Origin of the sequence: Pseudodesulfovibrio sediminis (assembly GCF_020886695.1) — a bacterium.
GTDB classification, from domain to species: domain Bacteria; phylum Desulfobacterota; class Desulfovibrionia; order Desulfovibrionales; family Desulfovibrionaceae; genus Pseudodesulfovibrio; species Pseudodesulfovibrio sediminis.
In genome coordinates, this window is sequence record NZ_AP024485.1 from 3,553,965 (window position 1) to 3,574,704 (window position 20,740).

At 54.0% G+C, this 20,740-nt stretch carries 22 protein-coding genes and 1 pseudogene; 14 read left to right on the forward strand and 9 right to left on the reverse strand.

What is annotated here, in order from left to right:
* Positions 1-5: 5 nt before the first annotated feature.
* The 3 genes from SRBAKS_RS16705 to SRBAKS_RS16715 form a co-directional block, all read right to left on the reverse strand.
* The gene (locus SRBAKS_RS16705; protein WP_229592027.1) at positions 6-659 is read right to left on the reverse strand and encodes a cyclic nucleotide-binding domain-containing protein; all 654 of its coding nucleotides are present in this window, start codon (positions 657-659) and stop codon (positions 6-8) included.
* 81 nt (positions 660-740) lie between these two features.
* Entirely contained in the window at positions 741-2,678 is a 1,938-nt protein-coding gene (locus SRBAKS_RS16710; RefSeq protein ID WP_229592028.1) for a diguanylate cyclase, read from the reverse strand.
* Positions 2,679-2,688: 10 nt separating this feature from the next.
* Positions 2,689-2,988, reverse strand: coding sequence for an MTH1187 family thiamine-binding protein (locus SRBAKS_RS16715; protein ID WP_229592029.1), 300 nt, complete (start codon positions 2,986-2,988; stop codon positions 2,689-2,691).
* A 465-nt stretch (positions 2,989-3,453) separates the two neighbouring features.
* Here SRBAKS_RS16715 and SRBAKS_RS16720 point away from each other — a divergent pair, with 465 nt between their 5' ends.
* The 4 genes from SRBAKS_RS16720 (at position 3,454) to SRBAKS_RS16735 (ending at position 7,255) form a co-directional block, all read left to right on the forward strand.
* A complete protein-coding gene (locus SRBAKS_RS16720) occupies positions 3,454-4,440 on the forward strand; it encodes a hydrogenase small subunit (protein ID WP_229592030.1) in 987 nt (328 codons plus the stop codon).
* A gap of 65 nt (positions 4,441-4,505) precedes the next feature.
* Positions 4,506-6,224 (forward strand): nickel-dependent hydrogenase large subunit, encoded by a 1,719-nt coding sequence (locus SRBAKS_RS16725; RefSeq protein ID WP_229592031.1) that lies wholly within the window; start codon positions 4,506-4,508, stop codon positions 6,222-6,224.
* A gap of 180 nt (positions 6,225-6,404) precedes the next feature.
* On the forward strand, positions 6,405-6,896 hold the full coding sequence (locus SRBAKS_RS16730) for a hypothetical protein (RefSeq protein WP_229592032.1): 492 nt from the start codon (positions 6,405-6,407) through the stop codon (positions 6,894-6,896).
* Positions 6,897-6,922: 26 nt separating this feature from the next.
* On the forward strand, positions 6,923-7,255 hold the full coding sequence (locus SRBAKS_RS16735; RefSeq protein ID WP_229592033.1) for a DMT family transporter: 333 nt from the start codon (positions 6,923-6,925) through the stop codon (positions 7,253-7,255).
* Between the two features lie 152 nt (positions 7,256-7,407).
* Here the strand turns inward: SRBAKS_RS16735 and SRBAKS_RS16740 are convergent, their stop codons facing one another.
* From SRBAKS_RS16740 to icd, 3 genes are all read right to left on the reverse strand, one after another.
* Positions 7,408-7,665 carry a HypC/HybG/HupF family hydrogenase formation chaperone gene (locus SRBAKS_RS16740; protein WP_229592034.1) on the reverse strand — a complete coding sequence of 86 codons (258 nt, stop codon included), beginning with the start codon at positions 7,663-7,665 and terminating at the stop codon, positions 7,408-7,410.
* Positions 7,634-8,188 (reverse strand): HyaD/HybD family hydrogenase maturation endopeptidase, encoded by a 555-nt coding sequence (locus SRBAKS_RS16745; RefSeq protein ID WP_229592035.1) that lies wholly within the window; start codon positions 8,186-8,188, stop codon positions 7,634-7,636. Before SRBAKS_RS16745 ends, SRBAKS_RS16740 begins: the two co-directional genes overlap by 32 nt.
* A 739-nt stretch (positions 8,189-8,927) precedes the next feature.
* Positions 8,928-10,070, reverse strand: a complete 1,143-nt coding sequence (icd, locus tag SRBAKS_RS16750) for an NADP-dependent isocitrate dehydrogenase (protein ID WP_229592036.1) — start codon at positions 10,068-10,070, stop codon at positions 8,928-8,930.
* 162 nt (positions 10,071-10,232) lie between these two features.
* Between icd and SRBAKS_RS16755 the strand changes: the two genes are divergently transcribed.
* The 4 genes from SRBAKS_RS16755 (at position 10,233) to SRBAKS_RS16770 (ending at position 13,709) form a co-directional block, all read left to right on the forward strand.
* The gene (locus SRBAKS_RS16755) at positions 10,233-10,964 is read left to right on the forward strand and encodes an SIR2 family NAD-dependent protein deacylase (RefSeq protein WP_229592037.1); all 732 of its coding nucleotides are present in this window, start codon (positions 10,233-10,235) and stop codon (positions 10,962-10,964) included.
* Positions 10,965-11,323: 359 nt separating this feature from the next.
* Complete coding sequence (locus SRBAKS_RS16760; protein ID WP_229592038.1) at positions 11,324-12,670, forward strand: TrpB-like pyridoxal phosphate-dependent enzyme; 1,347 nt, start codon at positions 11,324-11,326, stop codon at positions 12,668-12,670.
* Positions 12,671-12,792: 122 nt separating this feature from the next.
* Positions 12,793-13,257, forward strand: a complete 465-nt coding sequence (locus tag SRBAKS_RS16765; RefSeq protein ID WP_229592039.1) for an META domain-containing protein — start codon at positions 12,793-12,795, stop codon at positions 13,255-13,257.
* A gap of 17 nt (positions 13,258-13,274) precedes the next feature.
* Positions 13,275-13,709 (forward strand): META domain-containing protein, encoded by a 435-nt coding sequence (locus SRBAKS_RS16770; RefSeq protein WP_229592040.1) that lies wholly within the window; start codon positions 13,275-13,277, stop codon positions 13,707-13,709.
* A gap of 68 nt (positions 13,710-13,777) precedes the next feature.
* On the opposite strand, the gene SRBAKS_RS16775 is transcribed toward SRBAKS_RS16770, so the two are convergent.
* The gene (locus tag SRBAKS_RS16775; RefSeq protein ID WP_229592041.1) at positions 13,778-14,869 is read right to left on the reverse strand and encodes a glycoside hydrolase family 3 protein; all 1,092 of its coding nucleotides are present in this window, start codon (positions 14,867-14,869) and stop codon (positions 13,778-13,780) included.
* A gap of 99 nt (positions 14,870-14,968) precedes the next feature.
* On the opposite strand from SRBAKS_RS16775, the gene SRBAKS_RS16780 reads away from it, so the two are divergent.
* The 5 genes from SRBAKS_RS16780 (at position 14,969) to SRBAKS_RS16800 (ending at position 18,554) form a co-directional block, all read left to right on the forward strand.
* Entirely contained in the window at positions 14,969-15,979 is a 1,011-nt protein-coding gene (locus tag SRBAKS_RS16780) for a rhomboid family intramembrane serine protease (protein ID WP_229592042.1), read from the forward strand.
* A gap of 69 nt (positions 15,980-16,048) precedes the next feature.
* On the forward strand, positions 16,049-16,888 hold the full coding sequence (locus SRBAKS_RS16785; protein ID WP_229592043.1) for a metal ABC transporter ATP-binding protein: 840 nt from the start codon (positions 16,049-16,051) through the stop codon (positions 16,886-16,888).
* A complete protein-coding gene (locus SRBAKS_RS16790; protein WP_229592044.1) occupies positions 16,885-17,688 on the forward strand; it encodes a metal ABC transporter permease in 804 nt (267 codons plus the stop codon). Before SRBAKS_RS16785 ends, SRBAKS_RS16790 begins: the two co-directional genes overlap by 4 nt.
* A gap of 101 nt (positions 17,689-17,789) precedes the next feature.
* A complete protein-coding gene (locus tag SRBAKS_RS16795) occupies positions 17,790-18,002 on the forward strand; it encodes a DNA-binding protein (protein WP_229592045.1) in 213 nt (70 codons plus the stop codon).
* A gap of 15 nt (positions 18,003-18,017) precedes the next feature.
* Positions 18,018-18,554: a hypothetical protein gene (locus SRBAKS_RS16800; RefSeq protein ID WP_229592046.1), complete on the forward strand. Its 537-nt coding sequence runs from the start codon at positions 18,018-18,020 to the stop codon at positions 18,552-18,554.
* Positions 18,555-18,687: 133 nt separating this feature from the next.
* Here the strand turns inward: SRBAKS_RS16800 and SRBAKS_RS16805 are convergent, their stop codons facing one another.
* Both SRBAKS_RS16805 and SRBAKS_RS16810 read right to left on the reverse strand, forming a co-directional pair.
* Positions 18,688-18,825, reverse strand: a complete 138-nt coding sequence (locus SRBAKS_RS16805) for a hypothetical protein (RefSeq protein WP_229597031.1) — start codon at positions 18,823-18,825, stop codon at positions 18,688-18,690.
* Between the two features lie 105 nt (positions 18,826-18,930).
* Positions 18,931-18,999 (reverse strand): annotated as a pseudogene (locus SRBAKS_RS16810) (zinc-ribbon domain-containing protein); the annotation flags it as partial.
* Positions 19,000-19,132: 133 nt separating this feature from the next.
* Here SRBAKS_RS16810 and SRBAKS_RS16815 point away from each other — a divergent pair.
* Complete coding sequence (locus SRBAKS_RS16815) at positions 19,133-20,668, forward strand: hypothetical protein (RefSeq protein ID WP_229592047.1); 1,536 nt, start codon at positions 19,133-19,135, stop codon at positions 20,666-20,668.
* Positions 20,669-20,740: the final 72 nt, after the last annotated feature.

A 20,740-nucleotide genomic window follows, 5' to 3' on the forward strand; every position in this document is an offset into this window, starting at 1 on the left:
ACCGGCTATTCTTTTTTTTGCATGACAGCGTTGAGCATGTCTCGTTCGCGAATGCGGATTATGCGGGTGTCATTGTTGTCACGGCCGATGCTCAGTAGTCCCTGATCGGCGAGGCCGAAGATATACTGCTCGATTTTGTCTGTGGTTGTCACGAACGTGTCGGCCATGGTCTTGACGGTAGGGCTGTACTTGAGCTCCAGCCTGCCGCATGTGGAGAACAGGTCAAAGATGCGAACAATGCCGAGGCCTGTGCTCGGGACTTTCATGGCTTTTTTGGTCGTCGTCTTCAGGCGGCTGACCAATACCGTTATGATGGAGGCGATGACCTTGGGGGACTGTCGCATGAATTCTTCGAGATCATCCTTGGTCACCACGATGACTTTGGAGTCCTCCAATGCGATAGCCGTGGCCGTTCGCATGCCTTCATCAAGGAAGAGCGCCATTTCTCCGAATATGGAAATCGGTTTCAGGATGGCAAACACTTTCTTGTGTCCTTCAATGATTCCTGAGATTTCGATTTTTCCCTCGGTCAGAATGTATGCCGCATCGCCTTTGGTGCCCTCATTGAAGACCACATTGTGCTTGAGCACGTTGCGCATCAGGTAGTTCCCGCGGGAGACCTGTTTCATCTGGACTGTTTGTTGTGTGACGATGGACACCTGATCTGCTCCTGATTGCGTATTGCTGAACGTCAGTCATAGCACAACCACTGCGGGTTACAAGTAGTATGCGCGTCGAGGTTATATCCTTCCAAGGGTGTTTCGGCCACTTGTCTTGGCTTGATACAGTGCCTTGTCGGCCCGTTTGAGCATTGTGGTGACCGTGTCTTCGTCCTGCAGTGCCGTGATACCGATACTGGTCGTGATGGTCAGCTCTCCGGACTCGGTGGCGATGGGTTTGTCGGCAGCGATGGCGCGGATGCGTTCAGCTATTTCCACGCCGCGCGATTCGTCTGTTTCGATCAACAGGGCCGCGAACTCCTCGCCGCCAAGACGGGCAAAGATATCACTTTGCCTGAGATCAGCCCGACAGCGCATGGCAAAGACCCGCAACACCTCATCGCCCACGGCGTGACCATGAGTGTCGTTGACCGCTTTGAAGTGGTCGAGGTCGAACATGAGAACAGTCATGGGGTGGTTGAAGCGTTGGGCCCGGATGATTTCTTCCTTTGCGCGGAGGAAGAACGCGTGCCGATTGAATGCGCCGGTGAGTTGGTCACGAGTGGCCATGCGCTCCAGCTTGCCTTCCAGCCGGCGTTTTTCCGTGACGTCATGGATGATAGAGTAGTGGAGATGGCGTTTGCCCAGTGATATTGGACCGGTATACACTTCGACGTGACGCTTGGTGCCGTTTTTGAGTGTGTGGGTGTGATTGAAGTAGTTGCGTCTTTCAGCCGTGGAGTTCTTGAGCTCCTCGAAGATTTCCTCATCACTCATGTTGTTGAGGTCGTAAATGGTCATGGAGGTCAGCTCACGCTCGCTGTATCCGTAATAGTTGCAGGCCGCCGGATTGACAAACTGGATGCTGGAATCAAGCGGGTCGTGCAGGAGCATGACCGCCTTGTTTTCCTCAAAGAACGCGCGGTGGAGTTCATCTCGTTCTTCAAGCGCCGTTTGGGCTTCAACCGTGGTGGTCACATCCTGGAGGATACCGTTGACCGAGCCGTCTTCTTTGAGATTGCCTGACAGCTCAACCCAGATAGTCGTTCCATCCACTTTGTTGAATTGAACCCGGTAGTGGGCAATCTGTCCGTCTTTGGCCAGGAGCTTTTTGATGGCGATGCTGTCGTCCGGGTCGTAGTAATGGTCCAGAACATTGGCTTTGAGAATCTCTTCCCGTGAGTTGTAAGCCATCAAGTGGGCCAGTGTGAGGTTCGCATTCAGGATGGAGCCGTCCGGGTTGCTGTGGAAAATACCGACCTGGGCGTTGTCGAAGAGTTCCCTGTAGCGCTTTTCACTTTCGGAAAGCGCTGTGTCCTTGGCGCCGATATGCCGAATCATGGCGTTGTGCGCCTCAATGACCTGGCCGATCTCGTCGTCGCTTTCCCACTTTGCCTCGTGCCATTTGCTGCTGCTGCTGTCCGTGGTGTGGATGGCTTTCAACAGCTCCTTGAGAGGGCGGCCGATGGTATAATGAAAGGCATAGTAGCCGCTGATGCACATGACTAAAATAATGATGAGCATACGTATTATCTGATTGAACATACGTTTCTCATGCTTGCTCATGGCATTAGCGTAGCTATAGTGAATAACAAGTTTTCCTATGTCGATACGCTCGCCGTAGGGTTGTCTTTTGAAGATGTCCTTGGAGACGGAGAGGAGTGTTTCGCCAGCCTCGCCCTTGTTGTCTCCATAGCTGAGAAAGAGCTTTCCCTGGTCATCAAAGAGTTCTGCCCCGCGCATGGAGGGATTGCTTGAGATGGTCGCCAGGGCACTGACCAGCTCCTCTGTCTGAAAGTTCCACATGAGGTTGTCGAGCACGCGACTTATGGACGTGGCATACGCCTCCACATCCGCATCGATTTCTTCCTTGAATGCCCGTTGCGTCTGAACGGAGTATATGCTCATGAAAAGAATGGTTGTCAGGGTCAACGGAATCAGGATTCTGACCATGTACTTGACCACCAGCAAACGCTGAGGAGGGATGGCCTGAAATGTGTCTTTGGCAGGCAATGTCATGATTGGGTGCTCAGCGAGTCTTTTCCTGAACGCTGTTAATCTTTGAGGTCAGACCATTTTTGCGGCCTTTTCGGCTGTCAACCTTCATGGTCAGGTAAATCCGGTCGGAGTCTTTTTCGAGTTCTTTGTAGCAGGAATCGACTACGCCCATGACTTCATCCCATTCGCCTTCGATGCAGGTCCCCATCGGGCCGAGTGTGTGGCTGAGTGCAGAAGATTTGATCACGTCGAGAACACGGGCGACATAGGGGCTCAGACTATTGGTCCCCTTGTCCAGTGGGAAAATGGATAATTCGATTATTACGCTCATCTGTTGTGTGCCTCACTTGACGTTTGAGAGCCTCATGTCAACGTCGCATTAATATAATTACACATGGCGACACTGCCAAGTCAATGAGAGAAAATTCTGAAGATTGATATAGGCAACAGAGATGTGTTTGTGTTAGTATTATTTGTATTAATTGACTGCATAATCAATCGGTGCTCGACGGCCCGACATTTCTTGTTGGAATGAGCTAGCGTGCCGATACGTTTGAAAGTTTTTTTTGTTTGGCTATTGATTTTGTTTGTGATCCGAGATAGTACCTTGTTAATTAATTTTTCCGGGGGGTTATAGCACGAACTCGGGAAAAGAATGTCAATCGTGTCACGTTTGTTTGTTTCGTGACATGAAGGATTGTTTAGGTCCGAGTTCGGGCGTGTGCCCGACGGTTATGCAATGAGGATAACGGTGTTCTCTCGTCATAACAGACTCATTTTATTACGGAGGTGTTCTATGAAATTTTCCGTAGGTCATGGCAAAGAAGGAGCCGTGGAACGGCTGGAAAAACGCGGCGTTACTCGTCGTGATTTCATGAAGTTCTGCGGTACCGTGGCCGCAGTGATGGGCATGGGTCCGGCTTTCGCTCCGAAAGTCGCCGAAGCCCTCACAGCTGACAACAGGCCCGACGTCGTTTGGCTGCACAATGCTGAATGTACAGGGTGTTCCGAGTCCATTTTGAGAACTGTCGAACCTTATATCGACGCGCTCATTCTGGATTACATCTCGCTGAACTACCATGAGACAATCATGGCAGCAGCGGGTCACGCCGCAGAGAAGGCTCTGTGGGATACCGTCAATGCCGGCAACTTTGTTGCTGTCATCGAAGGTGGTGTTCCGACCGCTCCGGCCGGTACTGCCAACGAGCCCGGCGGTCATGGTAAGGTTGGTGGACACACTATGCTGTCCAATACCACCAAGGTTATCGAAGCCGCTTCCGCGACCATCACGTACGGCACCTGTGCCGCATACGGTGGTGTGCAGAAAGCCGCTCCGAACCCGACTGGTACCAAGGGTGTTGGCGAACTGTTCCCCGGCAAGCCGGTGATCAACGTTCCCGGTTGCCCGCCGAACCCGTTCTCTCTGATCGGTACCATTGTCATGTTTGTTAGCAATCAGAATATTGAACTCGACGATGTCGGTCGTCCCGCGAAATTCTACGGCGAGACCGTTCATGACAACTGTCCCAGGCAGGAGTTCTTCGACAATGACCAGTTTGCTCCTTCCTTCGGTTCCGAGGAAGCTCGCAAGGGCTGGTGTCTGCGCAAACTCGGTTGTCGTGGTCCTGAGACCTACAACAACTGCTCCACTGTTAAGTTCAACCAGTACAACTGGCCTGTTCAGGCCGGTCACCCCTGCATCGGTTGCTCGCAGCCTGATTTCTGGGATGGCGCTGACTGGGATGGCGAAACCTACATGTACGCTGACCTGACCGACCTGTAGTCGTGGTCTCGTATAGTTTCGCTCAACTAACGCAGACAATTCAGAATTCTTAAGGAGGATACAATATGTCTGGTTGCTCCCCTAAAACCGCCGCAATGGCGCATGGGAAACACGATGTAGTCGTTGACCCGGTCACCAGGATCGAGGGTCACCTTCGCGTGGAAGCCGTGGTAGAAGACGGTAAAATCATTGACGTACGTAGCAGCTCTCAGTTGTTCCGTGGTCTGGAGATCATCCTGAAAGGCCGTGATCCCCGTGATGCCCAGCACTTTACTCAGCGCTCCTGCGGTGTCTGCACCTACGTGCATGCTCTCGCATCCATCCGCTGTGTCGACAACGCCGTTGGCGTTGATAAAGAACTGCCCCACAACGCCACCATCATCCGTAACCTGGTGCTGGCTTCGCAGTTCATGCATGATCACATCGTGCATTTCTATCATCTGCATGCTCTTGACTTCGTCGATGTCGCAGGTTGCCTGTCCGCCGACGTAGCCAAAACTGCTGAACTGGCCGTTGCCGTTTCCAAGACCGTCCGTCAGGATCCGAAGATCGTCTCCTCCAAGGAAGACCTTCAGAAGACCAAGGACACCGTCAAGGGAATCGTCGACTCCGGTCGTCTCGGCATCTTCACCAACGCTTACTTCCTCGGTGGTCACGACGCGTACGTCCTGCCGCCCGAAGTGAACCTGTTGGCTACCAACCATTACCTGAACGCCCTGCACCTCCAGGTCAAGGCCGCTCGTGCAATGGCTGTCTTCGGCGCAAAGAACCCGCACACCCAGTTCACTGTCATGGGCGGCGTTACCTGTTACGAAGGCCTCACTGACAAATACATCAATGACTACCTGGGCCTGTACTCCGAGATCATGGACTTCATCCTTGATTGTTACATCCCGGACCTCATCGCTGTTGCCGGTTTCTACAAAGACTGGGCCTCCATCGGTGGTACCACTAACTTCATGAGCTTTGGTGAGTTCCCCGCACAGGGCGGCGAAGCCGATCTGAACTCCCGCTACGTGAAGCCCGGCGTCATCTTCAACCGTGACATCGACAATGTCATGCCTTTCGATCCGTCCAAGATCGAAGAGCATGTTAAGCACTCCTGGTACAAGGATGATTCTCCGAAGCATCCCTACTCCGGTGTGACCGATCCCATGTACACCAGCCTGGATGACAAGACCAAGTACTCCTGGATGAAGGCTCCCCGTTACGACGGCAAGGCCACAGAAGTCGGTCCCCTGGCTACCTGCCTGGTCAACTATGGCCTGGGTCAGCCTGAGTTCGTCAAGTACGTGAACTTCGTGCTCGAAAAACTCGGCGTCGGCGCTGGCGCACTGTTCTCTACCCTGGGCCGTACCGGCGCACGTGGTATTGAATGCCTGATCACCGCTCTGAAGACCGCTGAATGGGTTGACGATCTGAAAGAAAACGTTGCCAAGGGCAACCTCGACATCTGCAAGGACTGGGACATGCCCGCCGAAGCAAAGGGTGTCGGATTCGTCAACGCTCCTCGCGGTGGCCTGAGCCACTGGATCGATATCAAAGACAGCAAGATCGACAACTTCCAGCTCGTGGTTCCGTCCACCTGGAACATCGGTCCCCGTTGTGATGCTGATATCGCCGGTCCGCTCGAAGAAGCACTGCTTGACAACACCCCGATCGTCGATCCGGAACGCCCGGTCGAGATCCTGCGTACCGTTCACTCCTATGACCCCTGTATCGCCTGCGGCGTACACGTCATTGACAACAAGACCGGTAACGTCAAGAAGTTCAAGATTCTGTAGTCACTACAGACACGAACGCACTTACAAGGGACTCGGCATTCGCCGGGTCCCTTTTTTTGTGGAAAAACCGGTGTCGTAGGGAGGGAGCGAGATAAGAAAATCGAAGGCGAAGCACTTTCTGTCGAATTGACCGAGGGTTGAAGGTGGGATAGAAGGTAAGCTCAAGAGGAAATGATCTCCATGTCCGAGCACATTCAACATGCTTTGCGTTATGTAAAAGCCGCGCCCTGGCCATATATGACCGGGCTGGGTTCCTTGTTGCTTGCGCTTGGACTGAAGACAGCGAGCGTGGCTCATTGGTCTTCGGGAGAGTTGACGACCGCCGCCGTTTTCGGCTGGTGGGGGCTGTGTTGGATGATTGTCGCCCTGGTTGCCTTGGCCGATGGTATTTCCCGTCATCGTGAATATAGACGGATCAAGGCGATGTTTATGAAATATGGGTTCAGCGAGCGGATTCTTAAGCCTTTGGCCCGGTCTCGATGTCAACGAGACGCCGGCTTGCTCGCCGCTCGTGAGACCGGGCATCACGACCAGGCAAAGGCCTATTTTCATCAGCTTGGCTATCGCTGGTATCACATCCTGCCAGACCTTGTTGTTCGTAACCCATTTGTCTTTGTCAGTCCGACATTTCTTCGCTCTTCTTTTTTGCCCGGCAAAAAAGTACGGGTCTAATTTCTTACTCTTTCTGCGGGTGCCCAATGGGAAACCTCTATCTTGCTTTTGCGATTATCACCGAAGTTATCGGGACTGCCGCATTGGGGGCCAGCCATGGTTTTACCCGGTTGGTTCCGAGCTGTATTGCTGTCATCGGGTACTGTCTCTCGTTCTATCTGCTCAGTCTGACACTCAAGACGTCCCTTATGGGGATCGGCCTCGTGTATGCCATCTGGGCTGGATTAGGGATTGTGCTCATCTGTATTACCGGGATTGTAATCCATAAGCAGATTCCTGATATTCCCGCCATAATCGGGATGGCGTTCATCATCATTGGGGTGGTTGTCATTAATCTTTTTTCCAAAACCGGACACTAGAATGAGACGCGCCCTTGTGGGATGCGTGTACTCTCTGGCAACCACCAAGGCCGTTTTCTGGATCGGATGATTTCTCGTCAGTAGATTGGGGACAAAAAAGCCTGAAGCACACAGTGCTTCAGGCTTTATTCATGTATTATTGATGAGGGGAGTTACAGCATGTCGTGCTGATAGTCGTCTCCACCCATGAGGTCGACCATATCGCGGAGGATTTTGAGTGTCTCCTGCGCTTCCTTGTAATCAAGCTTGCGCAGGGCGAATCCGGCGTGGATGATGATGTAGTCCCCGAGGGTGACCTCTTCATCCATCAGCATGAGTGACGCTTCGACCGTGGTTTCGCCTTCTCCCACTTTGCAGGTGGCTACACCGTCGGATATCTCAAGAATTTCGGCTGGAATCGCGAGGCACATAGACTTTCTCCATTGAGGGATTGGCTACTGATCGAAGGGCGTATGTCCCTCCGGCTTCTTCAACTTCCTTGAGCACCATGTCCATGACCCCGGGGAGTTTCTCCTCAAGCTCTGGGGACAGTGCGGAAGACATGTCCTTATAGTTGACCGGCTCAATGCCGTAGAGGATGACATCATCGGGCACGTTGCCGATGAGGCTGCACCGGGCAAGCGTGTCGAGCAAGTCGGTCTGATGCATGGAGTTGGTGAACGCGCAGGCCTTGCTCAGGTTTTCACCGAGCAGTCGGAACACATCGCCGGGTTGCCCTTCATTGAGGACGATATCGACTATGATGAGGTGGTCGCATTCCATGATCGGCCCCATGAGCCGAAGGCCCAGAGTGCCGCCGTCGAGCAACTCGACATTTGGTGAAAATTCGTATTTTCGATCCAGTTCCTCAGCCACTCGGACACCGAAACCTTCATCGGTATAGAGAATGTTCCCCACGCCCAAGATGAGTATCTTTTTCTCGTTTTCAGACATTGTTTTCATTTAGTAGAGAGCGGGACTTTTCGCAAGGTGAAAGTCCTATTTATCTGAAACTTCGATCGGAGTGTGGACTAGAGATTGTAGAGCGTATCGTGTTGAAAATATATATTGACAGGATTTCGTGATGGTAAATAAGTGAGCGCTGGATATATTGTTTAGCAATATAGTCACGCTTCACGCGCTCCTCTCCTTTGCTGCAGAACTGGCGGGGGGGCAATTGGATGGATAAGGGCGTTTCGTTTCTGAGTTCAGGCCCGGAAACGGCGTTTGGTGCTTTGGTGGCGCTTAATCATGCTCTTTGTGCAGGTGATGTTCATCAATGGGGTGGTTGAGTCTCTGTATCATAAAGTGCTGGACCATAGGGGTGGTTCAAAATGGCCATTTTCCTGCTCGCTGCCGATGGCGCAGGGTTTTGGTTGATTATTCCCATGTGCAGGCTGATCGCAATACCCGGTTGGTATTGGCGGTATAACCTTATCGGAGTGTTCGTCATTCCCAGCCTGGGAGTGCATCTGCCGCTCATAAATATAAAGGCGTTGGGAACGCCCGTAGCCATCATGGCCTTTTTGAGCTTCTTCAGTGCGTTGAACTGGTGGGCCCTGTGTCTTGCCATCTATTTTGCGCCATTTGGACTGACCTATCTACTGGGAAAGCTGAGGGACCCATTCGAGTTGGGTAAAAAAAAACGCCCCGATATATCGGGGCGTTTTTTTTATTGCAATTGTAGGTCTGTCTACAGGTTGGCGAGCAGAATTTCACCGAATTCCTGACAACCGACTTCCGTGGAGCCTTTGATCTGTGCGGCCAGGTCGACTGTGACCTTTTTGTCGGACAGGGCTTTCTCGACGGATGCGTGAATCAGGGCGGCCGCTTCGTGCCAGCCGAGGTGTTCGAGCATCATGGCGCCGGAAAGAATGAGCGAACCGGGGTTGGCCATGTCTTTGCCTGCGATGGTCGGCGCGGTGCCGTGGGTGGGTTCGAAGAAAGCGAGCGTGTCGCCCATGTTTACGCCCGGAGCAAGGCCGAGTCCGCCTACCTGTGCGGCCAGTGCGTCGGAGATGTAATCGCCGTTCAGGTTGGTGGTGGCGATGACAGAATATTGTTCCGGGTACATGAGCACGTTCTGGAACATGGCGTCAGCGATGCGATCCTTGATGATGACACCATCGCCATCAGCGCCTTCACGAACAACCTTGCCAGCATATTCCTGATCGGCCAGCTCATAGCCCCATTTACGGAAGCCACCTTCGGTGGTCTTCATGATGTTGCCTTTGTGAACCAGGGTCACGGACGGCTTGTTCTCGGCAATGGCGAAGTCCAGAGCCTTCTTGACGAGACGCTTGGATCCGGCGGGAGTGATGGGCTTGATGCCTACGCCGGCGGTGCTGTCCACGTTGGCGCCCAGTTCGTCCACGAGGAACTCAATTAATTTCTTGGCTTCCGGGCTGCCGGACTGGTATTCAATACCTGCGTAGACATCTTCGGTGTTTTCGCGGAACACGGTCATGTCGACCAGTTCGGGCCGCTTGACCGGGGATTCGATGCCCTTGAAATACTTGATGGGGCGGATACAGGCATAGAGGTCAAAGACCTGACGCAGAGTGACGTTGAGGCTGCGGAAGCCTTCGCCGACAGGGGTATTGAGCGGGCCTTTCATGGCCAGATCGGCCTTGGACAGGGCGTCCATGGTTGCCTTGGGCAGATGCTCGCCGGTCTCGGCATACCCTTTTTCACCGGCCAGCAGTTCCTGCCAGTCCAGCTTGTTGGTGTCGCCATACGCTTTTTCAATGGCTGCGTTGAGTACAGGGCGGCCGGCCTTCCAGACTTCGGGGCCGACGCCGTCGCCTTCGATGTAATATACGGTTTTAGTTGCCAATGGGTCCTCCTCAGGCAAGGTGTGTGATGCGGGGTTGTAATCAGAAGTAGCGGACTATGACGTTTATTCGGCGTGATTGCAAGTCGGTTGCACTGCAGAAATGTTGGTGGGAAGCCATTTTTTTGGAATAATAGTAAAAGAATTTAGAGGATAGGCAGATCTGTGCAGGCGAATTTGGAGATGGTCAAAGCGGTTTTGGATGGGGGCAGGAGTGTGGTTGCGCTGACAGGAGCAGGTGTCTCTGCCGAGAGTGGCGTGCCGACCTTTCGTGGTAAGGACGGAATGTGGAAAAAGAACAGGCCGGAAGACCTGGCACGGCCTGATGCCTTTGCCGCTCACCCGGAATTGGTGTGGGAATTCTATAATTGGCGACGGGAAAAAATGGGGCAGTGTGAGCCGAACCCAGCGCATGTGGCCCTGGCCAGAATGGAAAAGACGCTGCCGAATTTTCTTCTGATAACCCAGAATGTGGACGGCCTGCATGCCAGGGCGGGCAGTCGGAAGCTCATGGAGATGCACGGGAGCTTGTGGCAGGTGAAATGTACGGTCTGTACGCACGCTCGTGAGGACTACAGTGCTTTGCCGGCGCTCCCGGAATGCCCGGTCTGCGGTCATCTGCTCCGTCCTGGGGTGGTTTGGTTCGGTGAACCCCTGGTGCCGGGGGTGCTCAAGGTAGCCATTGATCAGATCAGCAAGGCGGATGTGTTCCTGTCTATCGGCACGTCAAATCTGGTGCAGCCCGCGGCATCTTTTTATCAACTGGCCAAAGATCATGGTGCGGTGACGGTGGAGGTCAATCTCGAACCGACTCCCAATACCGGATTCATGGATTTTGCCCTGCATGGTCAGGCCGGCGACATCCTGCCGGAGTTGGTGACCGGGTTGTCCGATTAAGGATGGCAGCGTAAGGATGGCAGCGAGGTCGAAGCGTGTATGAAAATTCAGGTTTTCTTGACTTCAAACGGGCAAACAACGTAACTGCTCTGTTCATGCAAACACCCATTTCATTTACTTACTTTTGTGGACGCGGGTGGCGTAACGTCAAGCGGCCTGATTCCTAGGCGCGTGCTGAAGTCATGCCCTCCTCCTGTAGGAGTGACGGGCTGGTACAGCATGCAGTTTGAGAGTCGGAAGAAGCCGCTGGAGTTTATGCTCCCAGTGGTTTTTTTATGCACGAAGAGTGATCGGAGCGGCGGCCGGGAAGCCGAATACTCCCTTTCAATTATGATCTTAAAACTGTTCGGAGGAACACGATGTTTGTCAAAAAAATCTTTCTACCCCAGGACCAGATGCCAACGCAGTGGTATAACCCCATGCCGGACCTGCCCACTCCGTTGGCTCCGCCCCTGAATCCTGGAACCCTGGAACCGCTGACTCCAGCTGATCTCGCCCCTATTTTTCCCGACTCTCTGATCGCACAGGAAATGAGTCAGGATCGTTTCATCGATATCCCGGAGGAAGTGCTGGATGTTTACAAGATCTGGCGTCCGTCTCCGCTCGTTCGGGCCGACAAACTGGAAAAGGCCATCGGTGCCAAATGCAAAATCTACTACAAGGATGAGTCCGGCTCTCCGGCTGGGTCGCACAAGCCGAACACTTCGGTTCCCCAAGCATACTACAACAAACTCGAAGGCGTAGAGCGTCTGGCCACGGAGACTGGTGCCGGACAGTGGGGCACGGCCCTGTCCTTTGCCTGTGCGCAGTTCGACATGGAATGCGTGGTCTACATGGTCAAGGTCAGCTACGAAATGAAGCCGTACCGCAAAATGATCATCAACACCTACGGCGGCACCATTTTTCCGTCCCCGTCTGAAGAAACCCGCACAGGTCGCGAGATGCTGGAAAAAGACCCGGACTGCAAGGGATCCCTTGGACTGGCCATCTCCGAAGCCGTTGAAGACGCAGCCACGCACGACAACACCAAGTACGCGCTTGGTTCCGTGCTCAATCACGTCCTCATTCATCAGACCATCACCGGTCTGGAGGTTCAGAAGCAGCTTGAAATGGTCGGGGAGACAGCCACGCACCTCGTGGGTTGTGTGGGCGGAGGATCGAACTTCGGCGGGCTGGTGCTGCCGTTCCTGCCGCAGAAGCTGGCTGGTGATCCGGTCAAATTCATACCGGTCGAGCCAAAGGCCTGCCCGACTCTGACTCGCGGCGAATATCGCTATGATTTCGGAGATATGGCTCGCTTGACCCCGTTGGTGAAGATGCACACGCTGGGACACGATTTCATGCCCGCGCCCATCCACGCCGGTGGCCTGCGCTATCACGGCGATGCTCCCATCGTCTGCAACATTGTTGAGGAAGGGCTGACTGAACCGGTGGCCTATTTCCAGACTGAATGCTTTGAAGCCGCCAAGCTCTTCATGCAGACCGAGGGATTCCTGCCTGCGCCTGAGACCTCTCATGCTATCAAGGGAGCGATTGAAGCGGCCAAAACAGCCGGTCCTGATGACGTGATCGTCTTCCTGTACTCCGGTCACGGCATGCTTGATCTGGCTTCGTACGACGCCTTCAATCAGGGGTTGCTCACCAACTTCGAACTGCCGCAGCGGGACATCGAGGAAGCGCTCAAGGCGTGTCCGAAAGTGGACTAGCTCAAAACTGCTTCAGTTAACCGGCCCCGGCATGTCTGCACATGTCGGGGTTTTCTTTTGGCCTTGCCACAAGGAAAGGTGACTGCTACTTTTTCGATCGGACTGGATATAAGGAGAATGACATGAAAATACAGATGACATTGAAATGGTGTGTGTCGGCAGTGCTGCTGACTTCCATAGTTGTGCTGGCTGCCTGCGGTTCCCATTCCACGCAGCCCACGGACGAGGCCTCCATCCGAAGTGCCATTGTCGGCAAGGTCTGGCATCTTGAGAAACTCTTTTTACGGGATGTGAGCAGCGACACCGATTTGACGCTGGAGTTCAAGAACGACAATACCGTTTCCGGCTTCGGTGGATGCAACGACTTCAACGGAACTTACACGCTGCAGGACGACAATTTGAAGTTCGGCCCTATGACATCCACCCGGAAATCATGTGGCGCAGGTATTGGCGAGCAGGAGTATAGCTATCTGACGTTCCTGAGTACCATCAAGAATGTGAGGCTGGAAGAAGACGAGTTGCATTTGCTCAATGACAAGTATTCTGGAGCCATGACCTTCACCACCGGTGATCAGGGCTTCTGGTAGGCGACAGGGAGGCAATCATGTCCGCAGTTAAGCGTAAGGTGTGCCCGGCTCTGTTGGTAACAGTACTCCTCCTTGCCGGGTGTATGGGATCGGGAACAGCAACCACGGTTGATATCAAAACCCAGCTTGTTGACAGGGAGTGGGTAGCGGAGTCCATTTTGGGCGATCCGGTCGTGGATATGAGTCATACGTCCATATCCTTTACGGATAAAGGCGCTGTGCAGGGCTCGGGCGGATGCAACCGGTTCTCCGGTTCATATATTCTGAATGGCGATGTGCTGTCGTTCGGTCCCATGTCCGCGACCATGATGGCGTGTGTCCCGCCTCTTGGTGATCAGGAGATGCGGTTTTTCCGGGCTTTGGCTTCACCGCTCAAGGTGAAGATCGAGAACGGCCTGCTCTACCTGGTGGCCGATGATGGCCGGGAGCTGATTTTCGCGGTGCAGGACTAGGAACGGAAAGGAAGGGGAGCGCTCGGTGTTTCCCTTCAATTTTTTCGTATCTGGTGTTTTGAAGGCGATCAGAGGGCTTCTTTCAACCGCATGATGCGTGTGTAGGACTGTTCGATCCGGTCCTGCGAAATCTTTCCACTTCTCACCAATCCCATGATGATCGTGTGCGCCTTGGCCACGATGTTTTTGTCGTAGCTGATGTTGTTTCCGAACAGGAGCATGTCGGCCCCGGCTTCGATGGCCAGGCGGATGGCTTCCTTCTGGCCGTAGAACTCGGTGATCGCTCCCATATTCATGTCGTCAGTGATGACCACGCCGTTATAACCGAGATCGTTTCTGAGGATGCCGGTGATCACGTTTTTGGACAGGGTCGCCGGGTAATCCGGGTCGAGATTGCCGTTGAAGATGTGGGCGGTCATGATCATCTGGACTTTTCCCTGGTCGATAAGGGTGCGGTAGGGAATCAATTCCGCCTTGGTCCATGTTTTGGTGACGTCGGTCAATCCCTTGTGGCTGTCGGAGCCTGCGGAGCCGTGTCCCGGGAAATGTTTGAGGCAGGCGAGCACGTCGTTGCGCTTGAGCTCATCCATGTAGATTCCCGCGCACCGGGCCACTTGATCGGGATCGCTGGAGAAACTCCGGCCGAGCTTGCCGATGGCCGGACTGTTCGGGTCCACATTGACATCCACCACCGGAGCAAAGTCGAGATTGAACCCCACGCTGTTCAGGGTAGTGCCGATGGTGAAAGACGCAATCCTGACCTTGAATTCGCCGGAAGCGCAGATATTGTGCGCCGAAGGTGTCTCAAGAAATCCATAGGCTTTTTTGAGCCGTTGCACCTTGCCTCCCTCCTGATCCACGGCCACCAGAAGCGGTATGGACGCGAAAGAGCGCAGTTCGTTGATGAGTGTCTTTACCTGTTGCTTGCTTTGTATGTTCCGCTCGGCCTTGCCCCGGACAACATCGTAATCGAATAGGATGACGCCACCCAGATGATACTCCGTTATGTCCCGGCTGATTTGATCATTGGCGTCCACATCAAAACCGCGGAATCCGGCCATGAGCATCTGGCCGACCATGACGTCGAGGTCCGCGGCCGGTGCAGTGGAGGGAAACAGGATGATGACAGAGAGTAATGTGGCGATAAGGCAGCGTTTCATGGGAGCTCCGAATTGTTTTTGAGACCATAGGGTTAAGCTGATTTTCGTGCAAGGATGAAATCGGTTTGACCTGATCGGTTTTTCTTCTACACTGTGCCCATGGAAACAGAACGCTCCGGTTTTTTCAGTCGGGTCCTGCGCCATGCATGGATCAACCTCGTGCCATTGGTGCGGGGCAATGACACCACGTCTCTCTCCTGCAAGGAAGCCCAGTTGTGGGGGCTTATTCTTGCCTCCCGACATGTGCCGTATCGTCTGGAACGACTCCCGGATTCTGAAGGCGGCCGGTATATCGTCGAGGTGCAGGAGTGGTTCGGAGAGCGTGCTTTCTCTGAGATCAAGCTGTATTTCGAGGAGAATCAGCCGGATTGGCGTGGGGCCAGATTAACGGACCTCCGCCCTGTGAGCGGTCTTGAGCCGACCGTCTTCGGTCTGGTCATGCTGATGCTCTTCTTTTGGGCGTATACGCATACCTATCCCGGGTTGGGACTGTATCCCGAGCGATGGATCAACCTCGGCAGCGCCGCTGCCGGAGCCATTCTGACCGGCGAGCTCTGGCGTCTGGCCACCGCCCTTACGTTGCACGCCAACGGGCCGCACGTGGCGGGCAACTGTGTTATCGGAGGGGTTTTCATCTGGCTGGTGGCGCGTCGCATCGGGTCGGGTATGGCCTGGATGACAACCATTCTGGCTGGGGTGCTTGGTAATCTTTGTAATTCCATGGTCCTGGGCGTACATCACAACGCCATCGGGTTTTCCACGGCAACGTTTGGCGCGGCAGGTGTACTGGCCTCCATAACGCCGTTTGTGGTGGGCGGAGGCGTGCACGGGCTTGGACAGGGTGATTTGGTGCAACGCTCCCTGCGGTTTGTGCGTACGGCCCTGGTGCCGTTTGCGGCCGGACTTGGATTGTTGGCCATGCTCGGAGCCGGAAAGGAGACCGACCTGAGTGCGCATCTTTTCGGATTTGTCGCCGGTCTGGGGCTGGGGTCCCTTGTGGGATTGCAAACCACCAGAGCCGGTGTGCCCGGTCGCATTCTCGATGGATGCCTCTATGCAGCGGCGTTGAGCATACCCGTACTGGCCTGGATTTGGGCCTGGGTGGCATGAACCCGTACGTTGTGCTAGGATTACTCCTCGGCACCTGCGTCTGTTCAGTATACTTACGAGGTTGAATTTGTGAGCGAATTTATTGTTGAAATTGAAGAGGTGAATTACTCCGTCGGGCAGGTGCCCATCCTGGAGAATGTGAACCTGCACGTCGAGGCCGGGGACTATATGGCTGTGTTGGGTCCCAACGGCGGCGGGAAGTCCACGTTGCTCAAGCTCATACTCGGTCTGATACACCCTGACAGCGGAACCGTGAAGGTGCTTGGCGCACCGGCAGGGCAGGCCGGAGGCCGAATCGGGTACCTGCCTCAGCATACCCATGTGGCGAAATCCTTTCCCATCACTGTTGTGGAGGCTGTCTGCATGGGCTTGATCAAGCCTGGGTTCGGCGGCATTTCCGGCCTGTCTCCTTCAGCGGAAGAGCGGGACAGGGCTCTGGCTGCGCTTGAACAGGTCAACATGGCCGATTTTGCCAGACGGAGCCTCTCCGGGCTTTCAGGAGGTCAGCGACAGCGCGTGTTTATCGCCCGTGCTCTTGTGGACGACCCGAAACTGCTCATGCTGGATGAACCTACGGCCAGCGTTGACTCGGCCAGTCGCAACGCGCTCTTTGAACTGCTGGTCGAACTCAATACGAAGATGACCGTGATCATGGTCAGTCATGATATTTCTTCCCTGGCATCCGGGGTCAAATCCGTGGTCTGTGTCAACCGGGGCCTTCACCATCATCACGCGCCGGAAGTTACAGACGACATGTATCATCTCTCATATGGCACACCCGGACAAAAGGGGTGCCCTGTGGAGTTGGTCACTCATGGTCATGTGCCGCACAGAGTACTCGGTCCCCACGATCCCCAATGCACCTGTGAACTCGGCTGTGCTCATACTCACGACGAGAAATCTTCATGATGGATATCCTTTCTTTCGAATTCATGCAGAACGCCCTGGCCGCCGGCCTGCTGGCCAGTCTGATCTGCGGCATCATCGGTTCGTTGGTGGTGGTCAATCGTATTGTCTTCATTTCCGGCGGCATCGCCCATGCCTCATATGGCGGGGTAGGCCTTGCCTTCATGCTCGGGCTGCCGGTCCTGCCGGTGACCACGGTGTTCACGGTGTTTGCGGCGCTGATCATGGCCCTAGTGACCCTGCGCACGCGAGAACGAGTGGACACGGTCATCGGTGTGATCTGGGCGGCGGGCATGGCGCTCGGTATCATCCTGCTCGACCTTTCGCCGGGGTACAATGTTGACCTCATGAGCTATCTTTTCGGTTCCATCCTGGCTGTGCCGCGTTCGGATTTGTGGCTTATGGCCGGGTTGGCCTGTCTGGTGCTCATACTGGTGCTGGTGTTTTTCCGTGGCTTCATGATCATGAGTTTTGACGAGGAGTTTGCCCGGTCCCGTGGCGTCCCCGTGGATTTTCTGCACTGCCTGCTCATTGTCATGGTAGGGCTGTGCGTGGTCATGATCATTCGTGTGGTCGGCCTGATTCTGGTCATAGCCCTGTTGACTATCCCTCCGTTCATTGCCGAACGGTGGACAGATTCACTCAAGTGGATGATGGTTGTGTCCACGCTGCTGAGCGCGTTGTTTACCGTGGTTGGACTTGGGCTCTCCTATGCGCTGGATATCACGTCCGGTGCATCCATCATCGCCGTGGCCGCCGTGGGATTTTTCGCGTCGTTGCTGTTGCCGAAAAAGAGCGCGTAGCATGTGTCCAAGAGGCTGATTTTTCCCATGGAATGGGTTTTGCATTTTGTGTTTACCCGGTGTACTCATTTTCCTGTTCAACGGATTAACAAGGTCAAGATGTGACGAAGAATTTCAAGGATATGATTCGAGAGGAAGGGTACACCCGGTACCGTGGCGCAGTGGACGCTTCGGTATACGAGTACTTCAATTGCGACTGGTCGTGGAAGGCGCAATGGTACCTTAAGGGGGGCCATTATCAGTGCTGCGGCTGCAAGGAGAAGTGCGAAACCCGGGACCCGGAAGGGTTCCAGCTCTTCCTTGATCTAGGATAGGCACAAGGACATCGCATGCGACGAATTCTATTTGCCATTGTATTGACCATGACCTTCATGACCGGTTCGGCCCTGGCCTCCGAGTATGAAGACATGGATCGTTGTCTGGGCAGGGCTGTTGTGGCCCGGCTTGTCTGCAAAGACGTTGATGACGTGCAGTTTGTCTCCAAGGTGCGGGACAATCTCTATTTGTTTTCAGTCTTTTATGCTCGGCAGGAAGCGCGTTTCATTGTCGGCGTCTCCAGTAAATCCATCCGGGTTCAAGGGCGTGAGTTTCTGAAACTGACCAAAACGATTCCATACAATTTTGATGACAATTCAAAATGCGGTGTGGCCACGTTTTCCTCTCCTGAATGTCCCACCTCGGCACCGATCGTCTGCTGCTCGGAAAAGACCGTGGAAGACAAGCTCGACGATAAATTCTGGGGCCGTCCGATTCCGGATTTGCTGGATGAGGATTTGAAAAAGGCGCTTGAGATGTACAAGGAAGAGCAGGAAGCCAACCCCGACGGAAAACCCGCCGAGGGAACAGAAGCGGCTCCTCAGCAATAACGAATACCAACAGCATTGATGAAGACCTCCACGTGGAGGTCTTTTTTTTGCGCTTGTTTTACTGTGTTCGGGAAAAAATGGGGTTTCGGCCAGATCGTCGGGCCAGAGAGAGAATCAGACGTTGCCTGGGGAATCAGACTCGCCTGAACCAGAGAAGAAGGCCAAGTATCCCTACTGTCGGGTACATGGGCCACCATGTGGTGAAGTAGGCACACCCGGCACCCACTCCCAGCAGTACCAGCACATAGGCCCACGCTTCCACCATTCGCATGAGCGCACGCCATGAGTCCGTGGGAACCCCTTCATGCTGAAAATGCTCCAAGGGATGATGGCGAGCCTCTTCCGTCGGAGCAGCTTTGCGTGAAGACTGAAGCTTGTTGTTACACTTGGAACAAAAGCGGGTTTCGTCGGAGTTTTGTTCTCCGCATTTGGTGCAGGTAATCACAGTGTCTTTATCGCTCGTGGGCGGTGCGAGGTCAAGGGGTGTGTAGGGGGTCGGGGGATATTTGTTTTGCAAAAAAAATAGAGTTGGCTTAGTATTTTGGACCAATTAACCGTATAAGGAAAGCTCATATACTATGGCAGAAGAACCCTCCGGCAGCACCCGTCCAGGCAACGAACAGCGGCTCGCCGCCTACCAGAAAAAACTTCGAGCTCTCAAGGAACGTTCCTCCCTGCGGGAGAATACGGAACGTGAGCTGCTGCTTGAACTTTTGCACACAAACAGTAATGCGATTAGCGAATTTCCCATGATTCCTGCTCAGCAGAACAGTGTTGCCGAACTGCTCGGCGATCGTATCGGCCATCCTGGATACGAATTCATCCACACACATATTGCCAATTTCATCACCCTGCTTGCCCACTATGAAAAAGCGGTTGGAGGCAAGGACGCGGATCGCACAGCCGAGTTGCAGGTTGATCTGCTCAATACGGAATCCGTGCTGATCAAGTGTGCGCAGGGCATCGTTTTCGGCATGGCCCTTATTACGGATAATTTTGAAGAAATAGTACTGAAGTATTTTGGTCGGACCGCATTGAAAGACTATAGCGGACTCATCGAAAAGCATGAGCTCAACGAACAGTTCTGGATCGCATTTGTGGAGCAGTTCATTGCAAGTCGAGTGTTGGAGGCGCACAAGGAAATCCTTGAAGGCGAGAAATATACCATCTCCAAGGAACGCAATTTCGTGGTCATCCGTTTTCTGTTCGATGACATCCTGTCCAAGCTCAACCCCACGGATCAGGAAATCGAGAAAACGCGTATCCAGACGCGGTATATAGAGAGCCGAGCCTCCGAGGAAGGGCAGCGTCGTGCCAAGCTTGTTCAGGCCATGCTGGTTAAAGAGTTGTCGGATCTGGCCCAATTCAAGGAGTTGACGTCCGGCGAGTTTTTACAGGCCGCACGAATAACCTGCATTGATACCATCGGCCCTGAATTCGAGAAGAAGTATCTGAAGCGACAGGCAGAGCGCAAGGAAGATGGGCCGCGAAAGGATCGCGAGACGATCAAGAAGGAACAGGCTCAGTTCCGGTTCCTGGTGGATCAGCTGGTTGGAGTGGGCGTTGGCGCTTCCATAGCCGTCGGCAGGATCAGTGACTTCTTTTACAAGGCGCTGGAAGGCATCATCGGGGAGCAGATTAAAGGTATCCTGCCGTTCAAGGCGGATTTTTCCATGCCGGTATTGGAGAAGATTCTATTTTTCCTTTTGGAGAATCATGCAATCCATATCCTTCGTGAGACCGGCAAGGAGGAGGGCGCCAAGGTACAGGTGAGGACCGGGCGCGCCCGGCGGGTTTCTCAGGCTGTTGTGGACGCATTGCCGAATATGTCCAAGATCCGCAAAAAACAATTTTTCGGCAACGATGTCACCCGCGAGGACACGTTGTTGTTCAAGCCCAAGACGGCCAAGCAGGTGGCTGAGGTCATGTCCATGCTCAGCCTTGAACCGGAACTGCAGCAGCAGTTGAGCGTTTTGTGGAAGAGGGCCGTGTTTCGGGTGGACATCATGGTGTTGGTGAATCTGGAGCTGGTGGCAAAGACGTCTACCAACACGGCGGCAAAGCTCGCTGAAATACTGGATTTGTATCAGGTTTCAACATCTTCACAGAGATGAGTCCACCGGGAAAGTGCATGAAAAAGCCCCCTGTGCCTTGAGCGCAGGGGGCTTTCTTCGTTCGGGAGAATG

Bases quoted from the DNA above. Each gene is read 5' to 3' on its own strand.
- SRBAKS_RS16710 (WP_229592028.1), bottom strand. From the start codon at position 2,678: ATGACATTGCCTGCCAAAGACACATTTCAGGCCATCCCTCCTCAGCGT.
- SRBAKS_RS16715 (WP_229592029.1), bottom strand. From the start codon at position 2,988: ATGAGCGTAATAATCGAATTATCCATTTTCCCACTGGACAAGGGGACC.
- SRBAKS_RS16720 (WP_229592030.1), top strand. From the start codon at position 3,454: ATGAAATTTTCCGTAGGTCATGGCAAAGAAGGAGCCGTGGAACGGCTG.
- SRBAKS_RS16725 (WP_229592031.1), top strand. From the start codon at position 4,506: ATGTCTGGTTGCTCCCCTAAAACCGCCGCAATGGCGCATGGGAAACAC.
- SRBAKS_RS16730 (WP_229592032.1), top strand. From the start codon at position 6,405: ATGTCCGAGCACATTCAACATGCTTTGCGTTATGTAAAAGCCGCGCCC.
- SRBAKS_RS16735 (WP_229592033.1), top strand. From the start codon at position 6,923: ATGGGAAACCTCTATCTTGCTTTTGCGATTATCACCGAAGTTATCGGG.
- SRBAKS_RS16740 (WP_229592034.1), bottom strand. From the start codon at position 7,665: ATGTGCCTCGCGATTCCAGCCGAAATTCTTGAGATATCCGACGGTGTA.
- SRBAKS_RS16745 (WP_229592035.1), bottom strand. From the start codon at position 8,188: ATGTCTGAAAACGAGAAAAAGATACTCATCTTGGGCGTGGGGAACATT.
- SRBAKS_RS16760 (WP_229592038.1), top strand. From the start codon at position 11,324: ATGTTTGTCAAAAAAATCTTTCTACCCCAGGACCAGATGCCAACGCAG.
- SRBAKS_RS16765 (WP_229592039.1), top strand. From the start codon at position 12,793: ATGAAAATACAGATGACATTGAAATGGTGTGTGTCGGCAGTGCTGCTG.
- SRBAKS_RS16770 (WP_229592040.1), top strand. From the start codon at position 13,275: ATGTCCGCAGTTAAGCGTAAGGTGTGCCCGGCTCTGTTGGTAACAGTA.
- SRBAKS_RS16775 (WP_229592041.1), bottom strand. From the start codon at position 14,869: ATGAAACGCTGCCTTATCGCCACATTACTCTCTGTCATCATCCTGTTT.
- SRBAKS_RS16780 (WP_229592042.1), top strand. From the start codon at position 14,969: ATGGAAACAGAACGCTCCGGTTTTTTCAGTCGGGTCCTGCGCCATGCA.
- SRBAKS_RS16790 (WP_229592044.1), top strand. From the start codon at position 16,885: ATGATGGATATCCTTTCTTTCGAATTCATGCAGAACGCCCTGGCCGCC.
- SRBAKS_RS16800 (WP_229592046.1), top strand. From the start codon at position 18,018: ATGCGACGAATTCTATTTGCCATTGTATTGACCATGACCTTCATGACC.
- SRBAKS_RS16805 (WP_229597031.1), bottom strand. From the start codon at position 18,825: ATGCGAATGGTGGAAGCGTGGGCCTATGTGCTGGTACTGCTGGGAGTG.
- SRBAKS_RS16815 (WP_229592047.1), top strand. From the start codon at position 19,133: ATGGCAGAAGAACCCTCCGGCAGCACCCGTCCAGGCAACGAACAGCGG.